Source organism: Achromobacter xylosoxidans (assembly GCF_014490035.1).
Classification (GTDB): Bacteria; Pseudomonadota; Gammaproteobacteria; order Burkholderiales; family Burkholderiaceae_B; genus Achromobacter; species Achromobacter bronchisepticus_A.
Genome location: NZ_CP061008.1, coordinates 4,661,002 through 4,682,379, shown reverse-complemented (window position 1 = coordinate 4,682,379; position 21,378 = coordinate 4,661,002). Strand labels below are relative to the sequence as shown.

The 21,378-nt window shown below is 64.8% G+C and carries 20 protein-coding genes; 11 read left to right on the top strand and 9 right to left on the bottom strand.

Features of this window, described 5'->3' with window-relative positions:
- Positions 1 to 7 precede the first annotated feature (7 nt).
- Genes IAG39_RS21690 through IAG39_RS21675 form a run of 4 tightly spaced genes read right to left on the bottom strand, consistent with a single transcriptional unit; the run spans position 8 to position 4,982 of the window.
- Positions 8 to 1,222: an ABC transporter permease gene (locus IAG39_RS21690; RefSeq protein WP_118932233.1), complete on the bottom strand. Its 1,215-nt coding sequence runs from the start codon at positions 1,220 to 1,222 to the stop codon at positions 8 to 10.
- Positions 1,210 to 1,899, bottom strand: a complete 690-nt coding sequence (locus IAG39_RS21685) for an ABC transporter ATP-binding protein (RefSeq protein ID WP_118932234.1) — start codon at positions 1,897 to 1,899, stop codon at positions 1,210 to 1,212. Before IAG39_RS21685 ends, IAG39_RS21690 begins: the two co-directional genes overlap by 13 nt.
- Before the next feature lies 1 nt (position 1,900).
- Complete coding sequence (locus IAG39_RS21680) at positions 1,901 to 3,400, bottom strand: efflux RND transporter periplasmic adaptor subunit (RefSeq protein ID WP_165867814.1); 1,500 nt, start codon at positions 3,398 to 3,400, stop codon at positions 1,901 to 1,903.
- A 7-nt stretch (positions 3,401 to 3,407) separates the two neighbouring features.
- Positions 3,408 to 4,982, bottom strand: a complete 1,575-nt coding sequence (locus IAG39_RS21675; protein ID WP_124260357.1) for a TolC family protein — start codon at positions 4,980 to 4,982, stop codon at positions 3,408 to 3,410.
- A 124-nt stretch (positions 4,983 to 5,106) separates the two neighbouring features.
- On the opposite strand from IAG39_RS21675, the gene IAG39_RS21670 reads away from it, so the two are divergent.
- Complete coding sequence (locus tag IAG39_RS21670) at positions 5,107 to 5,697, top strand: hypothetical protein (protein ID WP_118932237.1); 591 nt, start codon at positions 5,107 to 5,109, stop codon at positions 5,695 to 5,697.
- A 63-nt stretch (positions 5,698 to 5,760) separates the two neighbouring features.
- Here IAG39_RS21670 and IAG39_RS21665 read toward each other — a convergent pair whose 3' ends face one another.
- The 4 genes from IAG39_RS21665 to IAG39_RS21650 form a co-directional block, all read right to left on the bottom strand.
- Positions 5,761 to 6,201, bottom strand: a complete 441-nt coding sequence (locus IAG39_RS21665) for a flagellar protein FlhE (RefSeq protein WP_165867815.1) — start codon at positions 6,199 to 6,201, stop codon at positions 5,761 to 5,763.
- A gap of 1,064 nt (positions 6,202 to 7,265) precedes the next feature.
- The gene (locus tag IAG39_RS21660; protein ID WP_118932239.1) at positions 7,266 to 8,543 is read right to left on the bottom strand and encodes a TRAP transporter large permease; all 1,278 of its coding nucleotides are present in this window, start codon (positions 8,541 to 8,543) and stop codon (positions 7,266 to 7,268) included.
- A gap of 34 nt (positions 8,544 to 8,577) precedes the next feature.
- Positions 8,578 to 9,078, bottom strand: coding sequence for a TRAP transporter small permease (locus IAG39_RS21655; RefSeq protein ID WP_059380439.1), 501 nt, complete (start codon positions 9,076 to 9,078; stop codon positions 8,578 to 8,580).
- A gap of 103 nt (positions 9,079 to 9,181) precedes the next feature.
- Positions 9,182 to 10,156 (bottom strand): TRAP transporter substrate-binding protein, encoded by a 975-nt coding sequence (locus tag IAG39_RS21650; RefSeq protein WP_059380438.1) that lies wholly within the window; start codon positions 10,154 to 10,156, stop codon positions 9,182 to 9,184.
- A 103-nt stretch (positions 10,157 to 10,259) separates the two neighbouring features.
- Between IAG39_RS21650 and IAG39_RS21645 the strand changes: the two genes are divergently transcribed.
- The 9 genes from IAG39_RS21645 to IAG39_RS21605 all read left to right on the top strand — a co-directional run bounded on the left by IAG39_RS21645 (position 10,260) and on the right by IAG39_RS21605 (position 19,125).
- A complete protein-coding gene (locus IAG39_RS21645) occupies positions 10,260 to 12,791 on the top strand; it encodes an ABC transporter permease (RefSeq protein WP_118932240.1) in 2,532 nt (843 codons plus the stop codon).
- Positions 12,791 to 13,213, top strand: a complete 423-nt coding sequence (locus IAG39_RS21640; protein ID WP_059380436.1) for a group II truncated hemoglobin — start codon at positions 12,791 to 12,793, stop codon at positions 13,211 to 13,213. Before IAG39_RS21645 ends, IAG39_RS21640 begins: the two co-directional genes overlap by 1 nt.
- Positions 13,203 to 13,940 (top strand): 3-deoxy-D-manno-octulosonic acid kinase, encoded by a 738-nt coding sequence (locus IAG39_RS21635; RefSeq protein WP_118932241.1) that lies wholly within the window; start codon positions 13,203 to 13,205, stop codon positions 13,938 to 13,940. The genes IAG39_RS21640 and IAG39_RS21635 overlap by 11 nt, the downstream gene beginning before the upstream one ends.
- A gap of 144 nt (positions 13,941 to 14,084) precedes the next feature.
- On the top strand, positions 14,085 to 15,188 hold the full coding sequence (locus IAG39_RS21630) for a polyamine ABC transporter substrate-binding protein (RefSeq protein WP_059380435.1): 1,104 nt from the start codon (positions 14,085 to 14,087) through the stop codon (positions 15,186 to 15,188).
- A gap of 6 nt (positions 15,189 to 15,194) precedes the next feature.
- Positions 15,195 to 16,322: an ABC transporter ATP-binding protein gene (locus tag IAG39_RS21625; RefSeq protein ID WP_059380434.1), complete on the top strand. Its 1,128-nt coding sequence runs from the start codon at positions 15,195 to 15,197 to the stop codon at positions 16,320 to 16,322.
- The gene (locus IAG39_RS21620) at positions 16,319 to 17,239 is read left to right on the top strand and encodes an ABC transporter permease subunit (protein WP_059380433.1); all 921 of its coding nucleotides are present in this window, start codon (positions 16,319 to 16,321) and stop codon (positions 17,237 to 17,239) included. Before IAG39_RS21625 ends, IAG39_RS21620 begins: the two co-directional genes overlap by 4 nt.
- The gene (locus tag IAG39_RS21615) at positions 17,236 to 18,045 is read left to right on the top strand and encodes an ABC transporter permease subunit (protein ID WP_042792726.1); all 810 of its coding nucleotides are present in this window, start codon (positions 17,236 to 17,238) and stop codon (positions 18,043 to 18,045) included. Before IAG39_RS21620 ends, IAG39_RS21615 begins: the two co-directional genes overlap by 4 nt.
- The gene (locus IAG39_RS21610) at positions 18,042 to 18,398 is read left to right on the top strand and encodes an arsenate reductase (RefSeq protein ID WP_059380432.1); all 357 of its coding nucleotides are present in this window, start codon (positions 18,042 to 18,044) and stop codon (positions 18,396 to 18,398) included. Before IAG39_RS21615 ends, IAG39_RS21610 begins: the two co-directional genes overlap by 4 nt.
- Positions 18,399 to 18,411: 13 nt before the next feature.
- Positions 18,412 to 19,125 carry a DNA-3-methyladenine glycosylase gene (locus IAG39_RS21605; protein WP_118932262.1) on the top strand — a complete coding sequence of 238 codons (714 nt, stop codon included), beginning with the start codon at positions 18,412 to 18,414 and terminating at the stop codon, positions 19,123 to 19,125.
- Between the two features lie 40 nt (positions 19,126 to 19,165).
- Here IAG39_RS21605 and IAG39_RS21600 read toward each other — a convergent pair whose 3' ends face one another.
- Positions 19,166 to 19,864, bottom strand: a complete 699-nt coding sequence (locus tag IAG39_RS21600) for a PhoP regulatory network YrbL family protein (protein WP_118932242.1) — start codon at positions 19,862 to 19,864, stop codon at positions 19,166 to 19,168.
- A gap of 131 nt (positions 19,865 to 19,995) precedes the next feature.
- Here IAG39_RS21600 and rmuC point away from each other — a divergent pair, with 131 nt between their 5' ends.
- Positions 19,996 to 21,375, top strand: coding sequence for a DNA recombination protein RmuC (gene rmuC / locus IAG39_RS21595; protein ID WP_059380430.1), 1,380 nt, complete (start codon positions 19,996 to 19,998; stop codon positions 21,373 to 21,375).
- Positions 21,376 to 21,378 lie beyond the last annotated feature (3 nt).

Here is a 21,378-nt window from a genome sequence, read left to right as displayed (position 1 = left end):
GCCGGTTTCAGTCGGATCTGAGCGCTTCAATCGGACTCAATTTCGAGGCTACAAAGGCGGGATAGATACCGAAGAACAATCCGGTCAAAAGCGACATGCCGAACCCGAGTAGTGCCGCCAGAGCCGATAGCGTCGGCTCCCAGCCCGTGAACCACGCGTAGAGCACGGAGGCGAGCATGCCGAGCAGGGTGCCTGCTCCGCCTCCCACGAACGAGAGGCTGACCGCCTCCGTGACGATCATTGTCATGATGCCCCACTGGTCGGCGCCGATGGCCATGCGCAGCCCGATCTCGCGGCGTCGTTCGGCGATACCGGCCAGCATGACGTTCATGATGCCAATGCCGCCAACAAGCAGCGAGATGCAGGCCACTCCACCCAACATCCATTTGAACATCTGCCCTTGCTGCCGCATGCCGTCGAGCAGCAGCAGCGCTCCCTGCGCCTGGGCGTTGCTGCCCTTGCGCTGAAGAAACGAGGAGACCTCGGTGAGCGCATGCAGAGGGTCGTGGCCCTCGGCAACGCGAAGCAGGATGTTGGATAGCGCTCCGGTCGCGGAGTTCGCGCGGCGATCCGCCTTGATCGGCAGAATCAGGGCGTTGTCGAGATCGAACGGCAGTAGTGGGTTGCGTGGCGCACTAAGCAGGACTCCCACGACCGTATAGCGGTAGTTGTCCATGCGGATCTCATCGCCCAGCGCCAGCTCTGTGCCGCCGCCGACGAGTTGTGTAGCCAGATTCCCTCCGACCACCACCACGGTGTTCAATCCATCCCGGTGGGAAATGAATCGGCCGCGGGCGAGTTCCAGCCGAGCTGCGGTCATCAGGTGTTCCGTGGTGCCAATGGCCGTCGCGTCGAGCAACTTTCCTCCTGTGCCGGTCTTGACTGGCGTCGTCGATAGCGGAGCGGCCAGGGAAACCCCAGCGATACTGTTTGCCATTTCTTGCGCGTCTTCGCTCCTGAGTGGGGGGGCTTTGCGCTGTCCGCCGAGGGCGGGGCTGTCCTGAACGATGATGAGGTCCGTCCCCATCGACTTAAATTGGCGCGCAGCCTCGTCCGAGGTGTTCTCTCCGATGTTCAAGAGCGCCACGACGGCCGCAGCGCCGATGGCTATGCCGACCAGGGACAGAAGGGTGCGCTGCCGAACCGCGACCATATTGTCGATGGCATCCTCGACAATGGCGCGCAAGGAGCCGGTCGCGCGCGGGAGATTCATCCACGCCATGGCGCACTCTCGCGAACGAAGGCCCGCCCGTGACTGACGGCGATTTCCCGCTGACACTTGACGCTGATGGCTGGGTCGTGGGTCACGATGACGACGGCGACGCCGGATTCCCGGCTCAGTTCGCCGAGTAGGCTGAGAATGTCCTGCGCCGCCTTCGGATCAAGGTTGCCGGTGGGTTCATCGGCGAGCACGAGCTGTGGCGCTCCGACTAGGGCCCGCGCGATGGCGACTCGCTGCTTCTGTCCGCCGGATAGCGAGTCCGGCAGGTACTCTGCGCGATCGGCCAACCCGACGCGCTCCAGCCAGCGCTGCGCCCGTCGGCGGCGCTCGGACTTGCCGATGCCGCGGTAGAGCAGGGGAAGGCCGACGTTGTCGAGTGCGCTCATGCGCGGCAGCAGATTGAAGGCTTGGAATACGAATCCGATGTGGCGATTGCGCAGGTCAGCTCGCGTCTTCAAGTCCGCATCGTGCACGGGCTTGCCCCGGTAGAGCACGGCGCCGCTATCCGGCGCGTCGAGCAACCCCATGATGTTGAGCAACGTGCTCTTGCCCGACCCCGATGCTCCGACGATGGCGCACATTTCGCCAGCGCCGACCTCGAGGCATACGTCTTGCAGCACAGGCACTGCACCGCTGCCATTGTGGTAGGCCTTGCTGATCCGGTCCAGTTTCAGCATTTCAGTTTCTTGTCTGCACAGGCGACCTGCCGATACGCGCTGGGCCGCCTGGCTCGGGATTCGCGGCGCCCCGGGTTTTTATGCGAAGGTTGCAGGACATTCCGACGCGCAGCCTCCTGCGCTGCTCCTTGCTCAATGCCGGCAGATCGACGCTCACGTCGAACAGGGCGCTGCGGACGCCGTTGCCGCTTTGGATGGCCTGTGCCGAGATACTGGCAAGGTTTCCTAGGAGGGGGGCGATCTCCTGTGAATCGATCCACACTTCCACAGGCATGCCTGTGGCGAGGCCGACGACGTCCGCTTCGTCGACCCGGGCCGACACGCGCAGCTTGCCGGTAAGCGCGACGTTGAACAGCAGCTGACCCTTCGTGATCCGGCTTCCCGCATCAAGTGTTGCCGGCGCTTGTCCAGAGGATGCTGGCGCCTTCGACAGAATGCCGGCACGCGGCGCGGCGATGCGTGCCAGCAGCGCGCTCCTGGCCAAGTCCTCGTGCTTCGCCCTGGCCTGCTCATACTCGATTTTGGCGATCTCCAGGTTGCTCTTGTCGGCTTTGTCCTGGGTGGCTTTCAGGTCATCCGCTGCCGCCGCCAACTGGGCCTTGAAACCGTTGAGCTGTTCCGCCACGATGTCGTACTCGTTCCGGGCGAGAATGCCCTTCTTGACCAGCCCGTCGGTTTCCCGCACTTTGCGCTCAGTTTGCTCGACCTGCTGGCGGGCCACCTCGAACGTGCGTCTCGCCCGCGAGACTTCGGCGCCTCTGTCCCAGCGCTCAAGTTCCTGCATGGTCTTGGCGGCCTTGAGCATCGTCACCCTGGCTTCTTGGACGCGTTGGTTCAAGTCGTTTGGGTCCAGTATCAGCAGCAACTGATCTTGCTTGACTTCCGTGTCGAACGAGAAGTGCCTTTCTTTGATGACGCCATCGAAAGGGGCCGAAACGCCGAGCGTTTCGTTGGCCTCGATGGTGCCGATGACGGAAATGTAGGCCGGGGTGGTGGGTGCCATGATTGGCGTCATCGAAGCCGACGCGGCTGCACTCGCTCCAGATGAGGCCGTCGGCGGAGCCGCGCCGGGGCCAAACGTTTTCCCAAGCAGCACAGCGACCAAGAGGGCCGCCGAGCTACCGGCGGCCAGCCTGGGAATTTTGGTGCGCCCCGCGCGCCGCGCTGCGGCTGCGGGTGCGACCGAGGGGAGCGGGGTATCGAGCAGAATCAACCAACGGCCATCAGCTTCGGGGCCGGGAAGCCGTTCGCATTGCACGTACAGCCGTGTGGCGTGATGGTGTCTTTCTCGAGCACTGCCGCCGCGCGGCGGTGTGCCGAACCGTGAGATCAACGTGCTCGCGGACGTTTCGTCAGCGATATCGAGCAATGCCGTAACGGCCGGCTGGCCGATGAGCGATACACTCGGTAGCCGCAGAAGCACCTCCGCCTCGGTGTTGAGTGATTCGATGATGCCGACGGCGCTCACGACTACGAGGCCGACCTGCCGGGCTGACGGCATGGACTCTTCAGTTCTCATAACCATTGGTCTGGATGATGGGGATGCTCCAGACGTCGAGGGTCTTGCCCATGCGTTCGTCCAGTTCGGTGAGCGTGTTCAGGTACGTGATCTGCGCATTGAGGCGGGCGCTCTCGGCATTGCGCAGGTCGTTCTCGAAGGACAGCACCTGGAAGTTCGACGATTGGCCGACCTGTAGCTTTTCCTTCTCCGCCTCAAGCTTCTGCCGGGACAAGTTGCGGGCCTTGATCGAGAGTTCCAGCTGGCGCCATCGGGTTTGGACATTGCGCGTGGCATCGCGGATGCGGTGCTCCACCGTTTGACGCGTTTCAAGCAACTTGAGTTCTTGGGTGTGCAGATCCACGGAGGCGCGCACCTCGGATTGCTTGATGGAGCGGTCCCCTAAGGGGATGGTGAGCTGCAGGCCCGCGTAGCTGCCGTCGGTCCGGGCGCCGGACGCCTGAATGTCCATGGCTCCCAACGACGCGCCGCTGCTCCGGGCCTGGGTTCTGGTGGCCACCAGCGACAAATCCCACAGCTGCTGGTTCTTGGCATAGTCCAGACTGATCTTGGCCCGTTCGACCAGGATTTTCATGGAGAGGTAGTCGGGCTGAAGCGTGAGCGCCGTTTCCAGGGCGCGCGTCGGGTCGGTAGGACGCCAGTCCACGCTGGTTGGAGCGGTCGCGTATAGAGGTGTGCGCGGCTCCAGAGCAAGCAACGCTACAAGGGCCAGCCGGGCCGTGTCGATCTGGTTCTCCGCTTCTTCCAGCGCTACTTCTCGATTCGCGACTTCGGCCTGCGTTTGCAGGATCTCCACCTTGGCCATGCGTCCTGCCGCAATCAGCGCGCGGTTGACCTCGTACAGGTCTTTGTTGCGTGCCAGGGCTGCTTCGGCGATCACCTTCTGTTCCTGGGCGCGCAGGAGCTCGCGGTAGGCGTAGATCACCTGCGCGACGGTTTGGGAGAGCGTTGCCTTGAGTGCTAGTCGGCTGATTTCATCATCGAGGCGCGCGATGCGGACTGATGCCGTGTTCGCATCGATTCCTGCGTTTTTCAGCAGGGGCTGGCTCAGCGTGACCGATGTAGACGAAGGTGTGCCCGCGGTGCTCCTGCCCTGGACATTGGCGATAGATACGGTCGCCCCGGTCGGCAAGGTGAGCGATGCGTTGGTGTTCAGGTCTTTCGCGTTGCTGGAGGTACCGTTGACTTTGCTCGTCAATGCGGACGTGGTGAGCAGCAGTTTCGGGTAGAACTTCCCTTCGCTGACGTAGAGGTCGAATTTCTGGCTGATGCGCTGGACGTAGGCGCTTTTCACCAACCTGTTGTCCCTCACCGCCAGCGCGATGGCTTCTTCCAGCGGAAACGCGAACGCACTTTGCCGCTGTTTGGCTTGGTACTCGGAATAAAGAACATCCGCACCGAACGCGGCGTCGCACGTCAAAAGAAGCAATCCGGTCAGCGCGGCCGTGAGGTAACGCCGAGGGTTCAGTGGCTTGCTCTGAGAACGCGTGTGCGTAGGATGGAAAAAGTCAGAAAAGTCCCATTTTTCGCTCGCTTTTTGGACTAAAGGCTCGCGATCCTTCAATCTAGCATCAGGCGATAAGTTAAGACGCTGTTCTATCAACGTAGCTTTCCGTGGCGTAGGCGCCAAGAAGATTAGGAAAAAATACTTCAAGGCTCGCCACTTTCTGTATTGATTGGAGATGTGAATGAATATTCAGTCTGGCTTTAGCGTTCTTTCGTTCCAAGGCGCAGATCGAGTGGGCTTTTCGAAGCTGAGTTCCACTACGACGAAATCAACGCCGGTGGACGTGGCGGGGTTTCAGGGACTCTTTCAGGGATTCAATTCTTCGACCACACAAGTGGGCATTTCCGATGCGGCTCGAAAGCGCTCGAGCCAGGAGGGAGCCGCGACGCAGGGCCGCACGGCGATTCAGGAAAAGTGGTTGAATTCCGCAGCTTCCGACCCGCAATACGCTGAACAGTTCGCGTATGACATGGTGAACATACCCAGCACGATCTGGTACGACATACGCGACCAGCTTGCACCGGGAAGAGGGGGGGAGCCGCTGAATAAGCTCTCTTCCGGGCGCATCATCGACGAAGCCTTCAAGGAGAATTTTTCCAAGGAGGCTGCCGTGATCGACGCGCAGCGCAAGGCGATATACGACTCCGAGAAGGCAAAGGGTACTCCTGCGGCTCAGATTCTTGCCAAGCTCTTTGACCATACGAACTCGCAATCCGAAGACTACCTTGAGGCTAGTGGCTGGCTCACACCGGCGGGCCGAAAGGCCGCGTAGTTGCAGATTCATCATTCACGGCGAGCCGGGGTGAGACCCATTGCCCGCTCGCCGATTACCGGATCAGTCGTCGTACATCACCGACACGTTGGCGGTGCCATCACCCATCAGGGGTGACATCGTGCCATTGCCACCGACGCGTGCATGGAAGCGGACCGGCGTGTTGGCCTTGACGCCTTTGCCTTTGAAGCTGACCGAGCCCGAGCCCCTGGAGGTCACGTCAGTGCAGTTGGTGCCGTTGTTGTCGCACAGCAGCACTTGAAAGCCGGTCGGGCGCGGAAAGCGATAGCCGTAGCTGTAGTACACCGTGGTGATGGTTGCAGTGCTCGGAGGGCTCCCGACCACGGGCGGTGCCACGGTGTACCAGTGGTTCTTGCTGTAGATGGTCGGCATGACCGCGGAACTCGAGTAGGCGCCCGCGGCCATGGCGTTCTGGGCGAACGCCGCGAGTGTCAGGGAGGCGACAGCCAGCAGTGCTGGCGCAGCACGTTTCTTGAATCTCATAAGACGACTCCAGTGCTTGATACTGAGTTGATGGAACAGGTGTGAGCAGATCTGGACGAATCTCTCCCGCAACCCGGCCATGTCAATTCGTGAATTCTTTCTCGTGCGAAAGATGACATGGCGAACGCAGGCTATCTGATAGACATCAGCTGCACATCTCCAAAAAAGACTAGGTGCATGACCGGCGACGCCGTGAGTCGGGGTTTCAGAGCGGCTAACACGGGCTTCGTCAGAGCTTTCTGCAGAACAGTTTTGCTTACTGCCCAATGGCACGACGACCCGCCAGTTAGCAAAGAGCTTTGGTGACAGCTACGCGAGCTGACGACTGAGAGCGCAAGCTCCGGCCGGAATGCACTTTGTCGCGTTGGTCCGAGCAGACCTGGAAGGCGTTGGACGGGGCGTCGCTCTCAGTGCCACGCGGCCAATATCGTCGCCGAATCGATCACGAGGCTGGGTCTGAGGGCCACTCCGGCCAAGGCGCGGCGCTGAGTCGACGAGCTGCTGGAACTGGTGAGCCTGTCCACCAGCGACGGCGCATCTCGGTCTTCAAGCGCCAAGACGGAGTTGGCCAAGAATCGTCATTTCAACTTCGCCGCCGGATGGGTGGCGCGCGCGAACGGATCTTGATGCGTAAACGGCTGCTTGCCGCGCGCCACCCATCACCGCCCACCCACCAGATGCTGGTGACATTAGCAAACAGCTCTCCGCATTCGCGCAAGCGCAGACAGCCACGACGCCCACCAACACGTATGCTGCTTGCGGCCGCCCGCGCGGCCGCAAGCAGCGGGTGACGCAAGACTCGCCACCAACCACAGCTCTAGCAGCGCAACAGGCCAAGAATCCGGTAGCTCGCCGGTGCGGGCGCCTGAGGGGCAAGCAACCTCGATGCGCCCGACGGAATCCGAAGGAGTCGCCGAAGGCGAGGACGAGGATGAGGCAGGGGCAGTCCGGAGCGAACGCTCCGGACCGCAATCGTGGGCGCTCGCCCCTCAGGCGTCCGCGCCGGCGAGCGGCCTACGAAGAAGCCCTGACGCCCGCCACTACAACAGAACCTGCAAACAGACTTACTTCGCGTAGACCAGATCCCGCAATCCCAGCGACAACCCCGGCCAATAAGTAATGATCATCAGGCAAACAATCACCACCCCCACAAACGGAATCAACGGCTTGATCAACCTCTCCAACGGCAACTTCGCCACCGCGCAAGCCGCGAAGAGATTCACCCCGAATGGCGGCGTAATCATCCCGAGCGCCAGGTTCACCACCATGATGATCCCGAAGTGCACCGGCTCCACGCCGAACTTCAGCGCCACCGGCAGCAGCAAGGGCGCCAGCACCACGATGGAGGCCGAGGTTTCGATGAACATGCCGATTATGAACAGCGCCGCGTTCACGCCCATCAGGAAGGTGAACTTGGTGTCGAAGATCTGCGCCAGCCACACGCCCAGCGCGTCCGGAATGCCCGCGCGGTTGAGCAGGAAGCTGAAGATGCCGGCGTTGGCGATCACGAACATGATCACCGCCGTCGACACCACCGACTTGTGCAGCGTGGCGGACAGCTGCTTGAAGCTTAGGCGGCGGTAGATGAACTTGCCCACCACCACGGCGTACATTACGGCCACCACCGACGCTTCGGTCGGCGTGAAGATGCCGCCGTAAATGCCGCCCAGGATGATGACCGGCATCATCAGCGCCAGCCAGGCGTTCTTGAACGCGGGCCACAGCGGCAGGCGGCCTTCGCCGTCGCGCTTGCCCAGGTTGTTGCGCTTGGCGTAGAACCAGACGTAGAACATCAGCGCCACGCCGATCAGGATGCCAGGCATGACGCCGGCGATGAACAGTTCGCCGGTCGAGGTGTCGGTGGACACCGCGAACAGGATCATCGGGATGGACGGCGGGATGATCACGCCCAGTTCCGCCGCGCTGGCCTGCAATGAGGCGGCGAAGGGCGCCGGGTAACCGTGCCGGATCATGGCGGGAATCAGGATCGCGCCCACCGCGAAGGTGGTGGCCACGCTGGAGCCGGCCACGGCGGCGAAGATCATGCAGGTCAACACGCAGGTGCAGGCCAGGCCGCCCTGGATGCCGCCCACCACGCTCTTGGCGAACTCCACCATGCGTTCGGAGATGCCGCCCGCTTCCATCAGGTTGCCGGCCAGGATGAAGAAGGGAATGGCGACCAGCGGGTACTTGTCCAGCGCGGCGAAGAGTTGCTGCGCCACCACCACCCAGGGCAGGCCGGCAGCGCCGACTCCCGCCAGGCTGGCCAGGCCGATCGACACGGCGACCGGCACGGACAGCCCGAAGAAAATCAGCATCGAGACAATCATTAATTGGGACATGGCGATATCTGCTGCGTATGTTCGATGGGGGGGCTCAGCCTTGCGCGTCGTTGCGCACCGGCACCTCGTCTTCCTCGCCGGCGCACCAGCGGGCCAGCACGGCGATGGCGGCGAGGGTGGCGCCCACGGGGATGGCCAGGTAGATCCAGGAAATCGAAATGTCCAGGCTCGGCACGGTCTGGAAGCGCACGCGGTAGGTCATGTTGCCGCCGATCCAGGCCAGAAAGCCGAGGAATCCGGCGCAGATCAGGCCGATCACCGCTTCGAGCACGCGGCGGCGCGTGCCGCCCAGCAGGTTGCGCAGCAGTTCCACGCTGATCATGGCGCCGTGACGGAAGGCCAGGGCCACGCCCAGCAGCACGGTCCAGATCAGGAGGGCGCGGGTCAGCACCTCGCTCCAGTCGGCGGGGGAGTGCAGCACGAAGCGCGCGATGACTTGGTAGAAGGCGGCGGCTGCGGCGGCCACCAGCAGCAATTGGGCAAGGACCGAGACCAGTTTGAACAGGCCGCGGTCGAAGGCGCAGAGCAAACGCATGATGAATCCCGTTGGCGTTGTACGCAAAGGATGGGAACGAAAGCGGCGGGACCGGGATCCCGCCGCCATGGGCGCTTCGCCCCGGATCGGGGCGGGGGCCCGCTTACTTGGTGTCGCGGATCGCGTCGATCAGCTTCTTGTCGAACTTCTTGTAGTACTCGGGGTAGGCGGGCTCGACGGCGGCGGCGAAGGCGGCGCGGTCCACTTCGGACACCTGCATGCCTTCCTTCTTCAGCTGTTCGACACCCGTCTTCTCGATGTTGTCCACGTAGGCGCGCATGGCCTGGGCGGATTCCTTGCCGGCCTTGTCGAAGTTGGCCTTGTCCGCGGCCGACAGGCCCTCGTACACGTTGGCCGACATCAGCACCAGGGCCGGGCCATAGACGTGGCCGGTCAAGGACAGGTACTTCTGCATCTGCGACAGCTTGGCGGAGGTGATCACCGACAGCGGGTTTTCCTGGCCGTCGATGGTGCCTTGCTGCAGGGCGGTGGCGACTTCAGGCCAGGCCATGGGGGTCGGCAGAATGCCGATCTGGCGGAAGGCGGTGATGTGGATCGGGTTTTCCGTGGTGCGGATCTTCAGGCCCTTGGCGTCGGCCGGAGTCTTGACCGGGCGGACGTTGTTGGTCAGGTGGCGAAAGCCCTGTTCGCCCCAGGCCAGGGCGATGATGCCGCGGCTGGGGAACTTTGCCAGCATATCTTGTCCGATCTTGCTGTCGAGCACGTTGCGGGCGTGCGGCAAGTCGCGCAGCAGGAAGGGGATGTCGAAGACACCCGTTTCAGGCACGAAGTTCAGCGTGGCGCCGGTGGACACGATGGCCAGGTCGATGGTGCCGATCTGCAGGCCTTCGATCACTTCGCGTTCGCCGCCCAGCGCGCTGTTGGCGAATTGCTGTACTTTGTATTTCCCGCCGGTGGACGCTTCGATGGACTTGGCCAGCGCGTCGGCGCCAGCGCCGTAGTGCGAGGACGTGGACAGCGCGTAGGCCATCTTCAGAGTGTTCTGCGCCACGGCGGGCAGGGCGGTTGCGGCCGTGCAGGCGGCCAGAATCGTGGCGGCAAGCCAGGATTTACGCATCGTCTTCTCCAGGTTTTGAGTATCTTTATGGGTGGCTTCGCCTCCCGCCCCGGGATGATATCGGGATTCGGCCCCGATCTAGGCCGTTGGTTAACATTGTGGAATGATGGATTTCCCTGATACGTCACGGGCCAGGCGCCCAGGTTTTTGGTCCACCTTGCGCCAGGGCGCCAGGATGATGATGCGCGACGCCCGCGCCGGGGAACTGCGGCTGCTGGTGCTGGCGCTGGTCGTGGCGGTGGCCGCGGTGACCAGCGTCGGCTTCCTGGCGGACCGGGTCGGCCGGGCGCTGGAGCGCGACGCCGGGCAGATGCTGGGCGCCGACCTGGTGCTGGACGCCGACGAGCCGGTGCCTGCCGCCTTCATGGACCAGGCCCGCGAACGCGGGCTGGCCGTGTCCAGCACCTGGCAGTTCCCGTCCATGGTCGGGGCCGGCGACGGCGCCCAGCTGGCCGCGCTGAAAGCGGTGGAGCCGGGCTATCCGCTGCGCGGCGCCCTGCGCGTGGCGGGCGCGCCGTTCGAACCCGACGCCCCGACGCGCGACATTCCGCCTGAAGGGGCGGTCTGGGTGGACGCCCAATTGCTGTCCCTGCTGAACCTGAAGGTGGGCGGCACGCTCAACGTGGGCGACGCCCACCTGCGGGTGGACCGCGTCATCACCTATGAGCCGGACCGCGGCATGCAATTCGTCAACGTGGCGCCGCGGGTGCTGCTGCGCGCCAGCGATCTGCCCGCCACCGGCCTGATCGCGCCGGGCAGCCGCATCGGCTACGCCATGCTCGTTGCGGGCCAGCCCGACGCCGTGGCCGGCTACGCGACGTGGCTCAAGCAGAACCTGAAGCGCGGCCAGAAGGTTGCCACCCTGGAGTCCGGCCGGCCCGAAGTGCGCCGCACGCTGGACCGGGCGCAGCGCTTCCTGTCCCTGGTCGCGCTGCTGGCGGTGCTGATATCGGCCGTGGCCGTGGCCCTGGCCGCCGGCCGCTACATGACGCGCCACCGTGACGGCATCGCCGTCATGCGCTGCCTGGGGGCGGTGCAGTCGCAAGTGTCGCGCATGCTGACGCTGGAGTTCACCCTGGTCGGCCTGTTCTCGTCGGCCGCGGGCTGCCTGCTGGGTTATGCGGTGCACCAGGTGCTGGTGATGCTGCTGGGTTCGCTGATCGATACCAGCCTGCCCGCGCCTTCGGCCATCCCGGCCTTGCAGGGGCTGCTGACCGGCCTCTTGCTGTTGCTGGGTTTTGCCCTGCCGGCGCTGGCCCAGCTGCGCCATGTGCCGCCGGCCCGGGTGCTGCGCCGCGACGCCGACGCGCTCAGCGCGCGCAGCGCCCTGGGCTATGTGCTGGGGGCCGCGGGCTTCGCGCTGCTGATCTGGTGGTTTGCCGGCGACGCCAAGCTGGGCGGCGTGGTGGCGGGCGGCTTTTTAGGAGCCTTCGCCGTATTCGCGCTGGTGGCCTGGCTCTGCATCCTGGGCCTGGCGCGGGTGCGCCGGCTGGCTGCCGGCCTGCCGGCGCTGCGTTTCGCGCTGGCTGGCGTGGTGCGCCGGCGCGCCGCCACCATCACCCAGGTGTGCGCCCTGGCGGTGGGCCTGATGGCGCTGCTGTTGCTGACCATGACGCGCACCGATCTGATCCAGGGCTGGCAGCGGACCCTGCCGCCGGATGCGCCCAACCGTTTCCTCATCAACGTGCAGCCGGACCAGCGCCAGGCCGTGACCGACGCGCTTACCCGAGAAGGCCTGGGCCGCGTCACGCTGGCGCCGATGGTGCGCGGGCGGCTGATTGCCATCAACGGCAAGCCCGTGGGGCCGGACGACTACGAGGAGCCCCGCGCCAAGCGATTGGTGGACCGCGAGTTCAACCTGTCCTATGGCGATGAATTGCCGTCCTCCAACCGCATCGAGCAGGGCCGCTGGCTGGAACCCGGCGCGGCCGAGGTGTCGCTGGAGTCGGGCCTGGCCAAGACGCTGGGCCTGGCGCTGGGCGACAAGATGACCTTCGACGTGGCGGGCCAGCAGGTCGAAGTGGCCGTCACCAGCACCCGCCGGGTCGATTGGGATACGATGCGCGTCAATTTTTTCGCCATCCTGACGCCCGCCGCGTTGGCCGACATGCCCCAGAGCTGGATCACTTCGTTCTATCTGCCGCCCGAAAAGGCCTCGGTCCTGCCCGCGCTGGTGCGCGAGTTCCCGAACCTGACGGTGTTCGACGTGGGCGCCATCCTGCAGCAGTTGCAGTCCGTGCTGAACGAGGTGGGCAAGGCCGTGCAGCTGCTGTTCCTGTTCACCCTGGCCGCCGGCGTGCTGGTGCTGTCCGCAGCGCTGACGGCCACACGCGACGAGCGCATGCGCGAAGCCGCGGTGCTGCGTGCGCTGGGCGCAACCCGCAGCCAGCTTGCGCGCTCCCAGCGCATCGAGCTGTGGGCCGTGGGCGGCCTGGCGGGCCTGCTGGCGGCGGCGGGCGCCACCGCGATCGCTTGGGCTTTGTCAACGCAGGTATTTGATTTCACGATTACTCTCAGCCTCTGGCCCTGGCTGGCGGGCATCGCCGCGGGCATGCTGGGCGCATGGGCCGGCGGCGCCCTGGCCCTGCGCGGCGTGTTGCGCACCCCGCCCCTGGTCACCCTACGAGAAACCTGATGCCGACGCGCGTCCATACGATTACCGAACCCGTGGAAAACTCCAGCAGCATTTTTGACCTACTTGGCGGCGAGCCGGGCGTGCGCGCCTTGGTGGACCGCTTTTATGACCTCATGGACATGGAGCCCGACCTGAAGGAGCTGCGGGCCGCCCATGGCCCCAGCCTGGACCAGGCGCGCGACAAGCTGTTCTGGTTTCTTTGCGGCTACTTCGGCGGTCCGGACCACTATATAGAACGTTTCGGCCATCCGCGGCTGCGCGCCAGGCACCTGCCGTTCTCGATCGGCGAGGTCGAGCGCGACCAGTGGGTCATCTGCATCGGCCGGGCCATGGAAGACCAGGGGATCGAACCGGCCCTGGTCGAACGCCTGCTGCAGTCCTTCTACGGCGTGGCCGACTGGATGCGCAACCGTGAAGGCTGAAGGCGATTCCCGATCCGGCGAACGGCGCCTGGCCTGGTCCGGCCCCCTGGGCGGCGCCATGCTGAGCGATCCCTCGCGGCTGGCCGAGGCCGGCCCGGACCTGTTCAACCCGGCGCACTACGGCGACCGGGCGCGGCCGGTGGATGCCGGCGGGCGCCAGGCGGCGTGGTTCGTGCAGGGGGCGGGCTGGCAGGGCGTGCTGCGCCGCTACCGCCGCGGCGGAATGATCGCGCGCATCAGCCGCGACGCCTATCTCTGGAATGGCGAGGCCCGCACCCGCAGCTTCCGCGAATACCGCCTGCTGGCCGCCATGCGCGCCCAAGGCCTGGCGGTGCCCGCGCCGCTTGCCGCCGCCTACTGGCGGCAAGGCCCGATCTACCGCGCCGCCATCGTGGTCGAGCGCATCCCCGGCGTGCGGCCGCTGGCCCACATGCTGGCCGAGCCGGTCTGGCAGGCGGCGGCCGAGGCCATCGTGCGCATGCACCGGGCCGGCGTCTGGCATGCCGACCTCAATGCCTTCAACATCCTGGTGGGGGGCGACGGCCGCGTCTGGCTGATCGATTTCGATCGCGGCACGCAAGGTTCCCTGTCGGACCGCCAGCGCGAGGCCAACCTGGAACGCCTGCGCCGTTCGCTGCGCAAGGTGGCTGGGGAAGAGGGCGAGCGCTTCTGGCTGCGCCTGCGCGACAGCTACTGGACGGCCTGGGGCGTGGGAATCCAGCCCTGATCCGGGCGGCGGCGGCCAATTGCCGCCATCGGGCCCAAATCGCGCCAATTACCCGGCAAAGTTGGGCAGGTGATCGCTAAAAAGCTTTATCATTTCGCCTTTTGGTACTCCTGTCACATACGGCATAACGCAAGGGGGCTGGTGATGAAACTACGGGCGGGTATGCGCTTGGCGCTTGGAACGATGCTGGTCATGGCGGCCTCGTCGGCGGCGGTGGCGCAGAACAAGGTCGTCAACGTCTACAACTGGGCTGAATACACGGCTCCGGACACGATTCCCGGTTTTGAAAAGGAAACCGGCATCAAGGTCCGCTATGACGTCTACGACAGCAACGACACCCTGCAGGCCAAGCTGTTGGCCGGCAAGTCGGGTTACGACGTCGTTGTCCCGTCCACGCATTACGCCTCGCGCCAGATCGAAGCCGGCCTGTTCCAGAAGCTGGACAAGTCCAAGATCCCGAACTGGAAGTACCTGGATCCCGAAATCATGGCGCTGGTCGCCACCGTCGATCCCGGCAACGAATACGCCATTCCCTGGGGCTACGGCACCAACGGCCTGGGCTACAACGTCACCAAGGTCAAGCAGATCATGGGCGACGGCGTCGACCTGGCCAACTGGGACATGATCTTCAAGCCCGAGAACGCCGCCAAGCTGAAAGAGTGCGGCATCTCCATGCTGGACGAAGCCGCCCAGGTGTTCCCTGCCGTGCTCAAGTACCTGGGCAAGGACCCCAACAGCACCAACGCGGACGACTACAAGGCCGCGCTGGACGTGCTGATGAAGATCCGCCCGTACATCCGCCAGTTCAGCTCGTCGGGCTATATCGACGAGCTGGCCGTGGGCGACCTGTGCATGGTCTACGGCTTTTCCGGCGACGTGATGATCGCCCGCAAGCGCGCCCAGGACGCCAAGAAGTCCTATGAAGTGAACTACTTCATTCCGAAGGGCGGCGCGCCCGCGTGGTTCGACCTGATGGTCATCCCCAAGGATGCGCCGCATCCCGAAGAGGCGCTGGCCTTCATCAACTACATCGAAACGCCCAAGGTGCACGCGGCCATCACCAACACCATGTTCTACCCCAACGCCAACAAAGAGGCGCGGCAGTACGTGGTCAAGGACGTGGCCGACAACCCCATGATCTACCCGCCGGCGGACGTCTCCAAGACCCTGTATGTGATCAAGGCGCTGCCCTTGAACATCCAACGCCTGCAAAACCGGATGTGGTCCGAGCTGAAGTCTGGAAGATAAGTCATCATGAGCGATAGCCGTTACTCGGCGCAGCATTCGGCCGATCCGGACGAGTTCGTCCGGATCTCCGATGTCGTAAAGATCTTCGGCGATGTGGTCGCCGTCCGTTCCGTCAATCTCTCGGTCAAGCGCAACGAGATCTTCGCCCTGCTCGGCAGTTCGGGCAGCGGCAAGTCCACCTTGCTGCGCATGCTGGCGGGCTTCGAGGAAGCCACCTCGGGCCAGATCTTCCTGGATGGCGAGGACATCACGCACGTGCCGCCGTACCGCCGGCCCGTGAACATGATGTTCCAGTCCTACGCGCTGTTCCCGCACATGACGGTCGAGGCCAACGTGGCCTTCGGCCTGAAGCAGGAAGGCGTGGATCGGGCCGAGATCCACGACCGCGTGTTCGAAGCCCTGGACCTGGTCCAGATGGCCGGTTATTCGCGCCGCAAGCCCAACCAGCTGTCGGGCGGCCAGCAGCAGCGCGTGGCGCTGGCGCGCAGCCTGGTCAAGCGGCCCAAGCTGCTGCTGCTGGACGAGCCCATGTCCGCGTTGGACAAGCAGATCCGCCAGAAGACCCAGATCGAACTCGTGAAGATCCTGGAGCAGGTCGGCGTGACCTGCATCATGGTCACGCACGACCAGGAAGAAGCCATGACCATGGCCCATCGCCTGGCCGTCATGACCGAAGGCCAGATCGTCCAATGCGGCACGCCGCAGGACGTCTACGCCTTCCCGAATTCCCGCTTCGTCGCCAGCTTCATCGGTTCGACCAACATGTTCACCGGCACCATCGTGGTCGATGAACCGGACCATGTCGCCATCGAGTGCGGCGAGCTGACCCGCCCGCTCTTCGTCAACCACGGCGTGAGCGAACCGCTCGGCATGGAAGTGCACGTCTCCATCCGCCCTGAACGGTTGGTGGTGTCGCGCGAGCAGCCCGAAGCCGAGTACAACTGGGCCCACGGCATGGTCAGCCACATGGCCTGGATGGGCAGCTACGCGCTCTATCAGATCCGCCTGGATTCCGGCAAGACGGTCGAGGCCAGCGTGCCCAGCCAGCTGCTGGCCGCGATGGACGCGCCCGGCATCGACGAAGAGATCTTCGTCAGCTGGGACGCCGACAGCGCCACGGTGCTGGCGTCATGATCCGCTTTTCGCCCCGCGACTGGTTGCCATCGGGCCGGGCGCTGGCGGTGGTGCCGCCGTTCGCCTGGCTGGTGCTGTTCCTGCTGGTGCCGTTCCTGCTGGTCCTGAAGATCAGTTTCGCCGAGCTGAAGTTCGGCATTCCGCCGTATACGTCGCTGGCGGAATTCAAGGACGAGGCGGTGCAGTTCAGCCTGCATCTGCGCGGCTACATCCTGCTGTTCACGGACAGCCTGTACTTCGCCACGTATCTGAATTCGGTGAAGATTGCCGCCATCACCACGCTCTTCTGCGTACTGATCGGCTATCCCATCGCCTATTACATCGCGCGTTCGTCGCCGGCGGTGCGCAACCTGCTGCTCCTGGGCGTGATCCTGCCGTTCTGGACTTCGCTGCTGCTGCGCGTATACGCCTGGGTCGGCATCCTGCGCAACGACGGGCTGCTCAACAACCTGCTGCAGAGCCTGGGCATCATTTCCAGTCCGCTGGAAATCTACCGCACCGACGTCGCCGTCTACATCGGCATGGTTTACGCCTACCTGCCGTTCTTCATCCTGCCGCTGTATGCCACGCTGGTGAAGATGGACCTGCGCCTGCTCGAAGCCGCCTACGACCTGGGCGCCAAGCCCTGGCAGGCGTTCTGGCAGATCACCGTGCCGCTGTCGCGCCAGGGCGTGATCGCGGGCGCCATGCTGGTGTTCATCCCGGCGGTGGGCGAGTACGTGATCCCCGAAATGCTGGGCGGCGCCAACACGCTCATGATGGGCCGCGTGATGTGGAATGAATTCTTCAACAACGCCGACTGGCCCATGGCCTCGGCCGTGACCTGCGTGATGGTGCTGTTGCTGCTGGTGCCCCTGGTGTATTTCCAATACAACCAGGTCAAGCAGCAGGAACAGGCGAGCGGAGGCCGCAAATGAACGGGCCCAACAAGACTTTGCGCGCCGTCGTGCTGGGGCTGGGGTACTTCTTCCTGTACGTGCCCATCATCAGCCTGATGGTGTTCTCGTTCAACGAGTCGCCCACCGTCACGTCGTGGACCGGCTTCTCGTTCCGCTGGTATCACTCGCTGTTCAACGACGACGCGCTGCTGCGCGCGGCCTGGCTGTCGTTCCGCATCGCCGCCATGACCGCCACCGCCGCCGTCATCATCGGCACCTGGGCCGGCTATGTGCTGGGCCGCATGGGGCGCTTCCGCGGCTTCGCCCTGTATGTGGGCATGCTGAGCGCGCCGCTGGTCATCCCCGAAGTGGTGCTGGGCATCTCGCTCCTGCTGATGTTCGTGGAACTGCGCGGCAGCCTGGGCTGGCCCGCCGAAAACGGCATCTTCACGATCTGGGTCGGCCACGTGACCCTGTGCATGGCCTTCGTCGCGGTCGTCATCCAGACCCGCATCCGCGACCTGGACCGCTCGCTGGAAGAGGCCGCGCTGGACCTGGGCGCCACGCCCATGACCGTGTTCTTCAAGATCACGCTGCCGCTGATCGCGCCGGCGCTGGCCTCGGCCTGGCTGCTGTCCTTCACCCTGTCGCTGGACGACGTGGTGCTGGCTTCGTTCCTGTCCGGCCCCAGCTCCAGCACGCTGCCCATGGAAGTTTTCTCGCGCGTGCGCCTGGGCTTGAAACCCGAAATCAATGCGCTGGCGACGCTCTTCATCCTGGCGGTCGGCACTTGCGTGATCCTGGCCAACCGCATGCAATGGCGCAAGGAGTCCGAACCCAAATGAAGCAAACCACCCTGTACGGCCTGACGAAGTGCAGCACCTGCGTCAAGGCGCGCGACTGGCTGACCGCGCATGGCGTTGCCCATGCGTTCGTGGACTACCGCGACAATCCGGTGCCGGCCGCCACGCTGAAGTCCTGGGCTGACCAGGTCGGCGGCTGGGAAAAGCTGGTCAACCGCACGTCCATGACCTGGCGCAACCTGCCCGAAGAGCGCAAGACGGCGCACACCGATGCGCAGTGGAGCCAGCTGATCGCCGAGTATCCGGCGCTGGTGCGCCGCCCGGTTACGGTCACGCCCGATGGCGAGGTGAGCGTTGGCTTCAGCGAAAAGCGCTACGGCGAACGTTTCGCCTGAGGTCCAGGCCGGCCTGGCGCCGGGCGCGCCCGGCCGGGCCTTGCCCGACGCCTTCTTCGACCGCGACGCCGCGCAGCTGGCGCGCGAGTTGCCGGGCAAGGTGATCCGCCACCGCGTGGGTGACCTGTGGCTGTCGGCCCGCATCATCGAGACCGAAGCCTATTACCTGGAAGAGAAGGGCAGCCATGCGTCGCTGGGCTACACCCACAAGCGGCGCGCCCTGTTCATGGACGGCGGCACGGTCTACATGTATTACGCCCGCGGCGGGGATTCGCTGAACTTCAGCGCCGGCGGGCCGGGCAACGCCGTGCTGATCAAATCCGCCTATCCCTGGACGGACGCGCTGTCCGGTCCGCAGGCGCTGGCCCGCATGCTGCAGTTGAACCCGGATGCACAGGGGCGGCCGCGGCCGGTCTCGGGCCTGTGCGCCGGCCAGACGCTGCTGTGCCGGGCGTTGGGCCTGAAGGTGCCGGACTGGGATGCACGCGGTTTCGACCCGCAGGCGCTGTACGTGGAGGATGTGGGCGAGTCGCCCGAGGCCCTGATCTGCACCACGCGCCTGGGCATTCCGCTAGGGCGGGACGAACACTTGCACTACCGTTTTGTGGATCCTGCCTATGCGGCCTTCTGCACGCGCAATCCCTTGCGCCGCGGACAGCGCGCCGGCCACGACTATGTATGGGTAGACCGCCAGGGCGTGGTGTTGCCGCAGGCGCCGCAGGCGTAGCCGACCAGCCCGCGCCCCGGCCGCGCTTGCGTAAGGCGCCTCAGAACCCGCCAGTGGCGATGCGTTCGGCCAGGGCCGCGCGCATGCGCGTGTACTTGCGGTGGATGCGCCGGCTGTTCAGGCGCTTGCTCCAGGCATAGATCGGAATTAGGGGCAGCCCGCCGAAGCCGTCGATCAGGTACAGGCCTTGTTTGCCGTCGGCATTCAGGCCACAGGCGATGTTGCTGGCGGAGATGTCGTGCAGGACCACGTGGGCATCGGCCAAGTCCTGGAAGAATTCGTCCAGCTGCGCGCTGAGGGCGTCGTCCAGCTTGCCCTGCTTGGCCAGATCCGTCACGGTGGGAGCAATATTGCCGTTGGTATCGCAGATTTTCTCGACGACCAGCCCCAAGCCCAGCGTGGTTTGGGCCACGCCGAGTATGCGCGCCATGGGCACCTGCCAGACGCCGGAGGGGCGGGTGGTGGTGGTGACGTACTCGGAAATTTCGGTCAGGTAGACGCGGTACGCGCTTTCACGCTGGTACTGCTTGTACCAGCGCTTGAACGGGCGCGATTCCAGGTACACCGCGCGGGCGCGCATATCCATGACCTTGACGAGCAAGGACGGCATGTTGGGGTGCTGGAATATGTGCCTGTCGTGTCCCGAGGCGAGCGGCGTGGCGGCGTTCAGGTCCAGCGGGCCGAAGACGGACTGGAATGAAGCCGCGGCGAGACAGGGGGTGGGATCTGGGGGGGTCAAGGGGGAGCAAACCTGTTTGAATGCCCCAAAGTTTAATCCCTTGTTTCCGTTTTACTTGCCCGGCAGTGGTCGATCCTAGCGGGATTCACCCTGAACGACGGGGGCCGCATCCTACAATCCCGGCTTTGGAGATGCATCTTTTGAACGACATACATCTGCTTTGGATCGCCGCAGGCGGCGCCGTTCTGGCCTTTCTGGCGGCGTTGCTGGCCTGGCTGCGCCCGCCCGCGCAGGACGCCCGGCTCGATGCGCTGCTGGAAAGCCTGGAACGCACCGAGCGCGCGCTGCGCTCCGACATCGCTGAAGGCCAGCGCGGCCTGCGCAGCGAATTCGCGGACTCCACGCGCGCCCTGCGGGTGGAGCTGTCGCAGTCGCATGGCGACCTGCGCGCCGGCTTGTCGCGCGATGCCCAGGCCGCGCGCGCCGAGTCGGCGGAATCCCTGACGCGCTTTGCAGCGGGCTTCTCCGAGCAACTGCAAGGCCTCATCCAGATCAACGAGCGGCGCCTGATGGAAGTGCGCGCCACGGTGGATCAGCGGCTGCAATCGTTGCAAACCGACAACAGCGCCAAGCTCGACGAAATGCGCCGCACCGTGGATGAAAAACTCCACGCCACGCTGGAGCAGCGCCTGGGCGAGTCCTTCAAGCTGGTGTCGGACCGCCTGGAGGCCGTGCACAAGGGCCTGGGGGAAATGCAGGCGCTGGCGGCGGGCGTGGGCGACCTGAAGCGGGTGCTGACCAACGTGAAGTCGCGCGGCACCTGGGGCGAGGTGCAGCTGGCCAGGCTGATCGAGGACAACATGACGCCGGACCAGTACGCCAGCAACATCAAGCCCGTGCCGGGCAGCGATGCGGTGGTGGAGTTCGCCATCCGCCTGCCGGGGCGCGGCGATGGCGGCGAACCCGTCTGGCTGCCGATCGACGCCAAGTTCCCCAAGGAAGAGTACGAGCGCCTCATGGACGCGCAGGAAGCCGCCGACATCGAAGGCGTGAAGAACGCCGGTGCCGCGCTGGGCCGGGCCGTCGAGCTGCAGGCGCGCCTGATCGCAGGCAAGTACGTCGCGCCGCCGCACACCACCGACTTCGCCATCATGTTCCTGCCCACCGAAAGCCTGTACGCCGAGGTGCTGCGCCGCCCCGGCCTGCTGGACAAGCTGCATGACCTGCGCGTCAACGTGGCCGGTCCCAGCAACCTGGCGGCGCTGCTGAACAGCCTGCAGATGGGGTTCCGCACGCTGGCGATCGAACAGCGCTCGTCCGAGGTCTGGCAGGTGCTGCGCGCGGTCAAGACGGAGTTCGGCAAGTTCGGCGAATCCCTGGCCAGCGTCAAGAAGACGCTGGACACTGCCAGCAACAAGATCGGGCAGACGGAAGTGCGCACCCGCGCCATGCTCAAGAACCTGAAGGCCGTCGAGGCGCTCCCCGAAGCCGACGCCCGGCTGCTGCTGGGCGCGGCGGACGAGGGCGGCCCCGGGGATGACGACGAAGACCAGGCTGCGGGCCAGAACTGATCC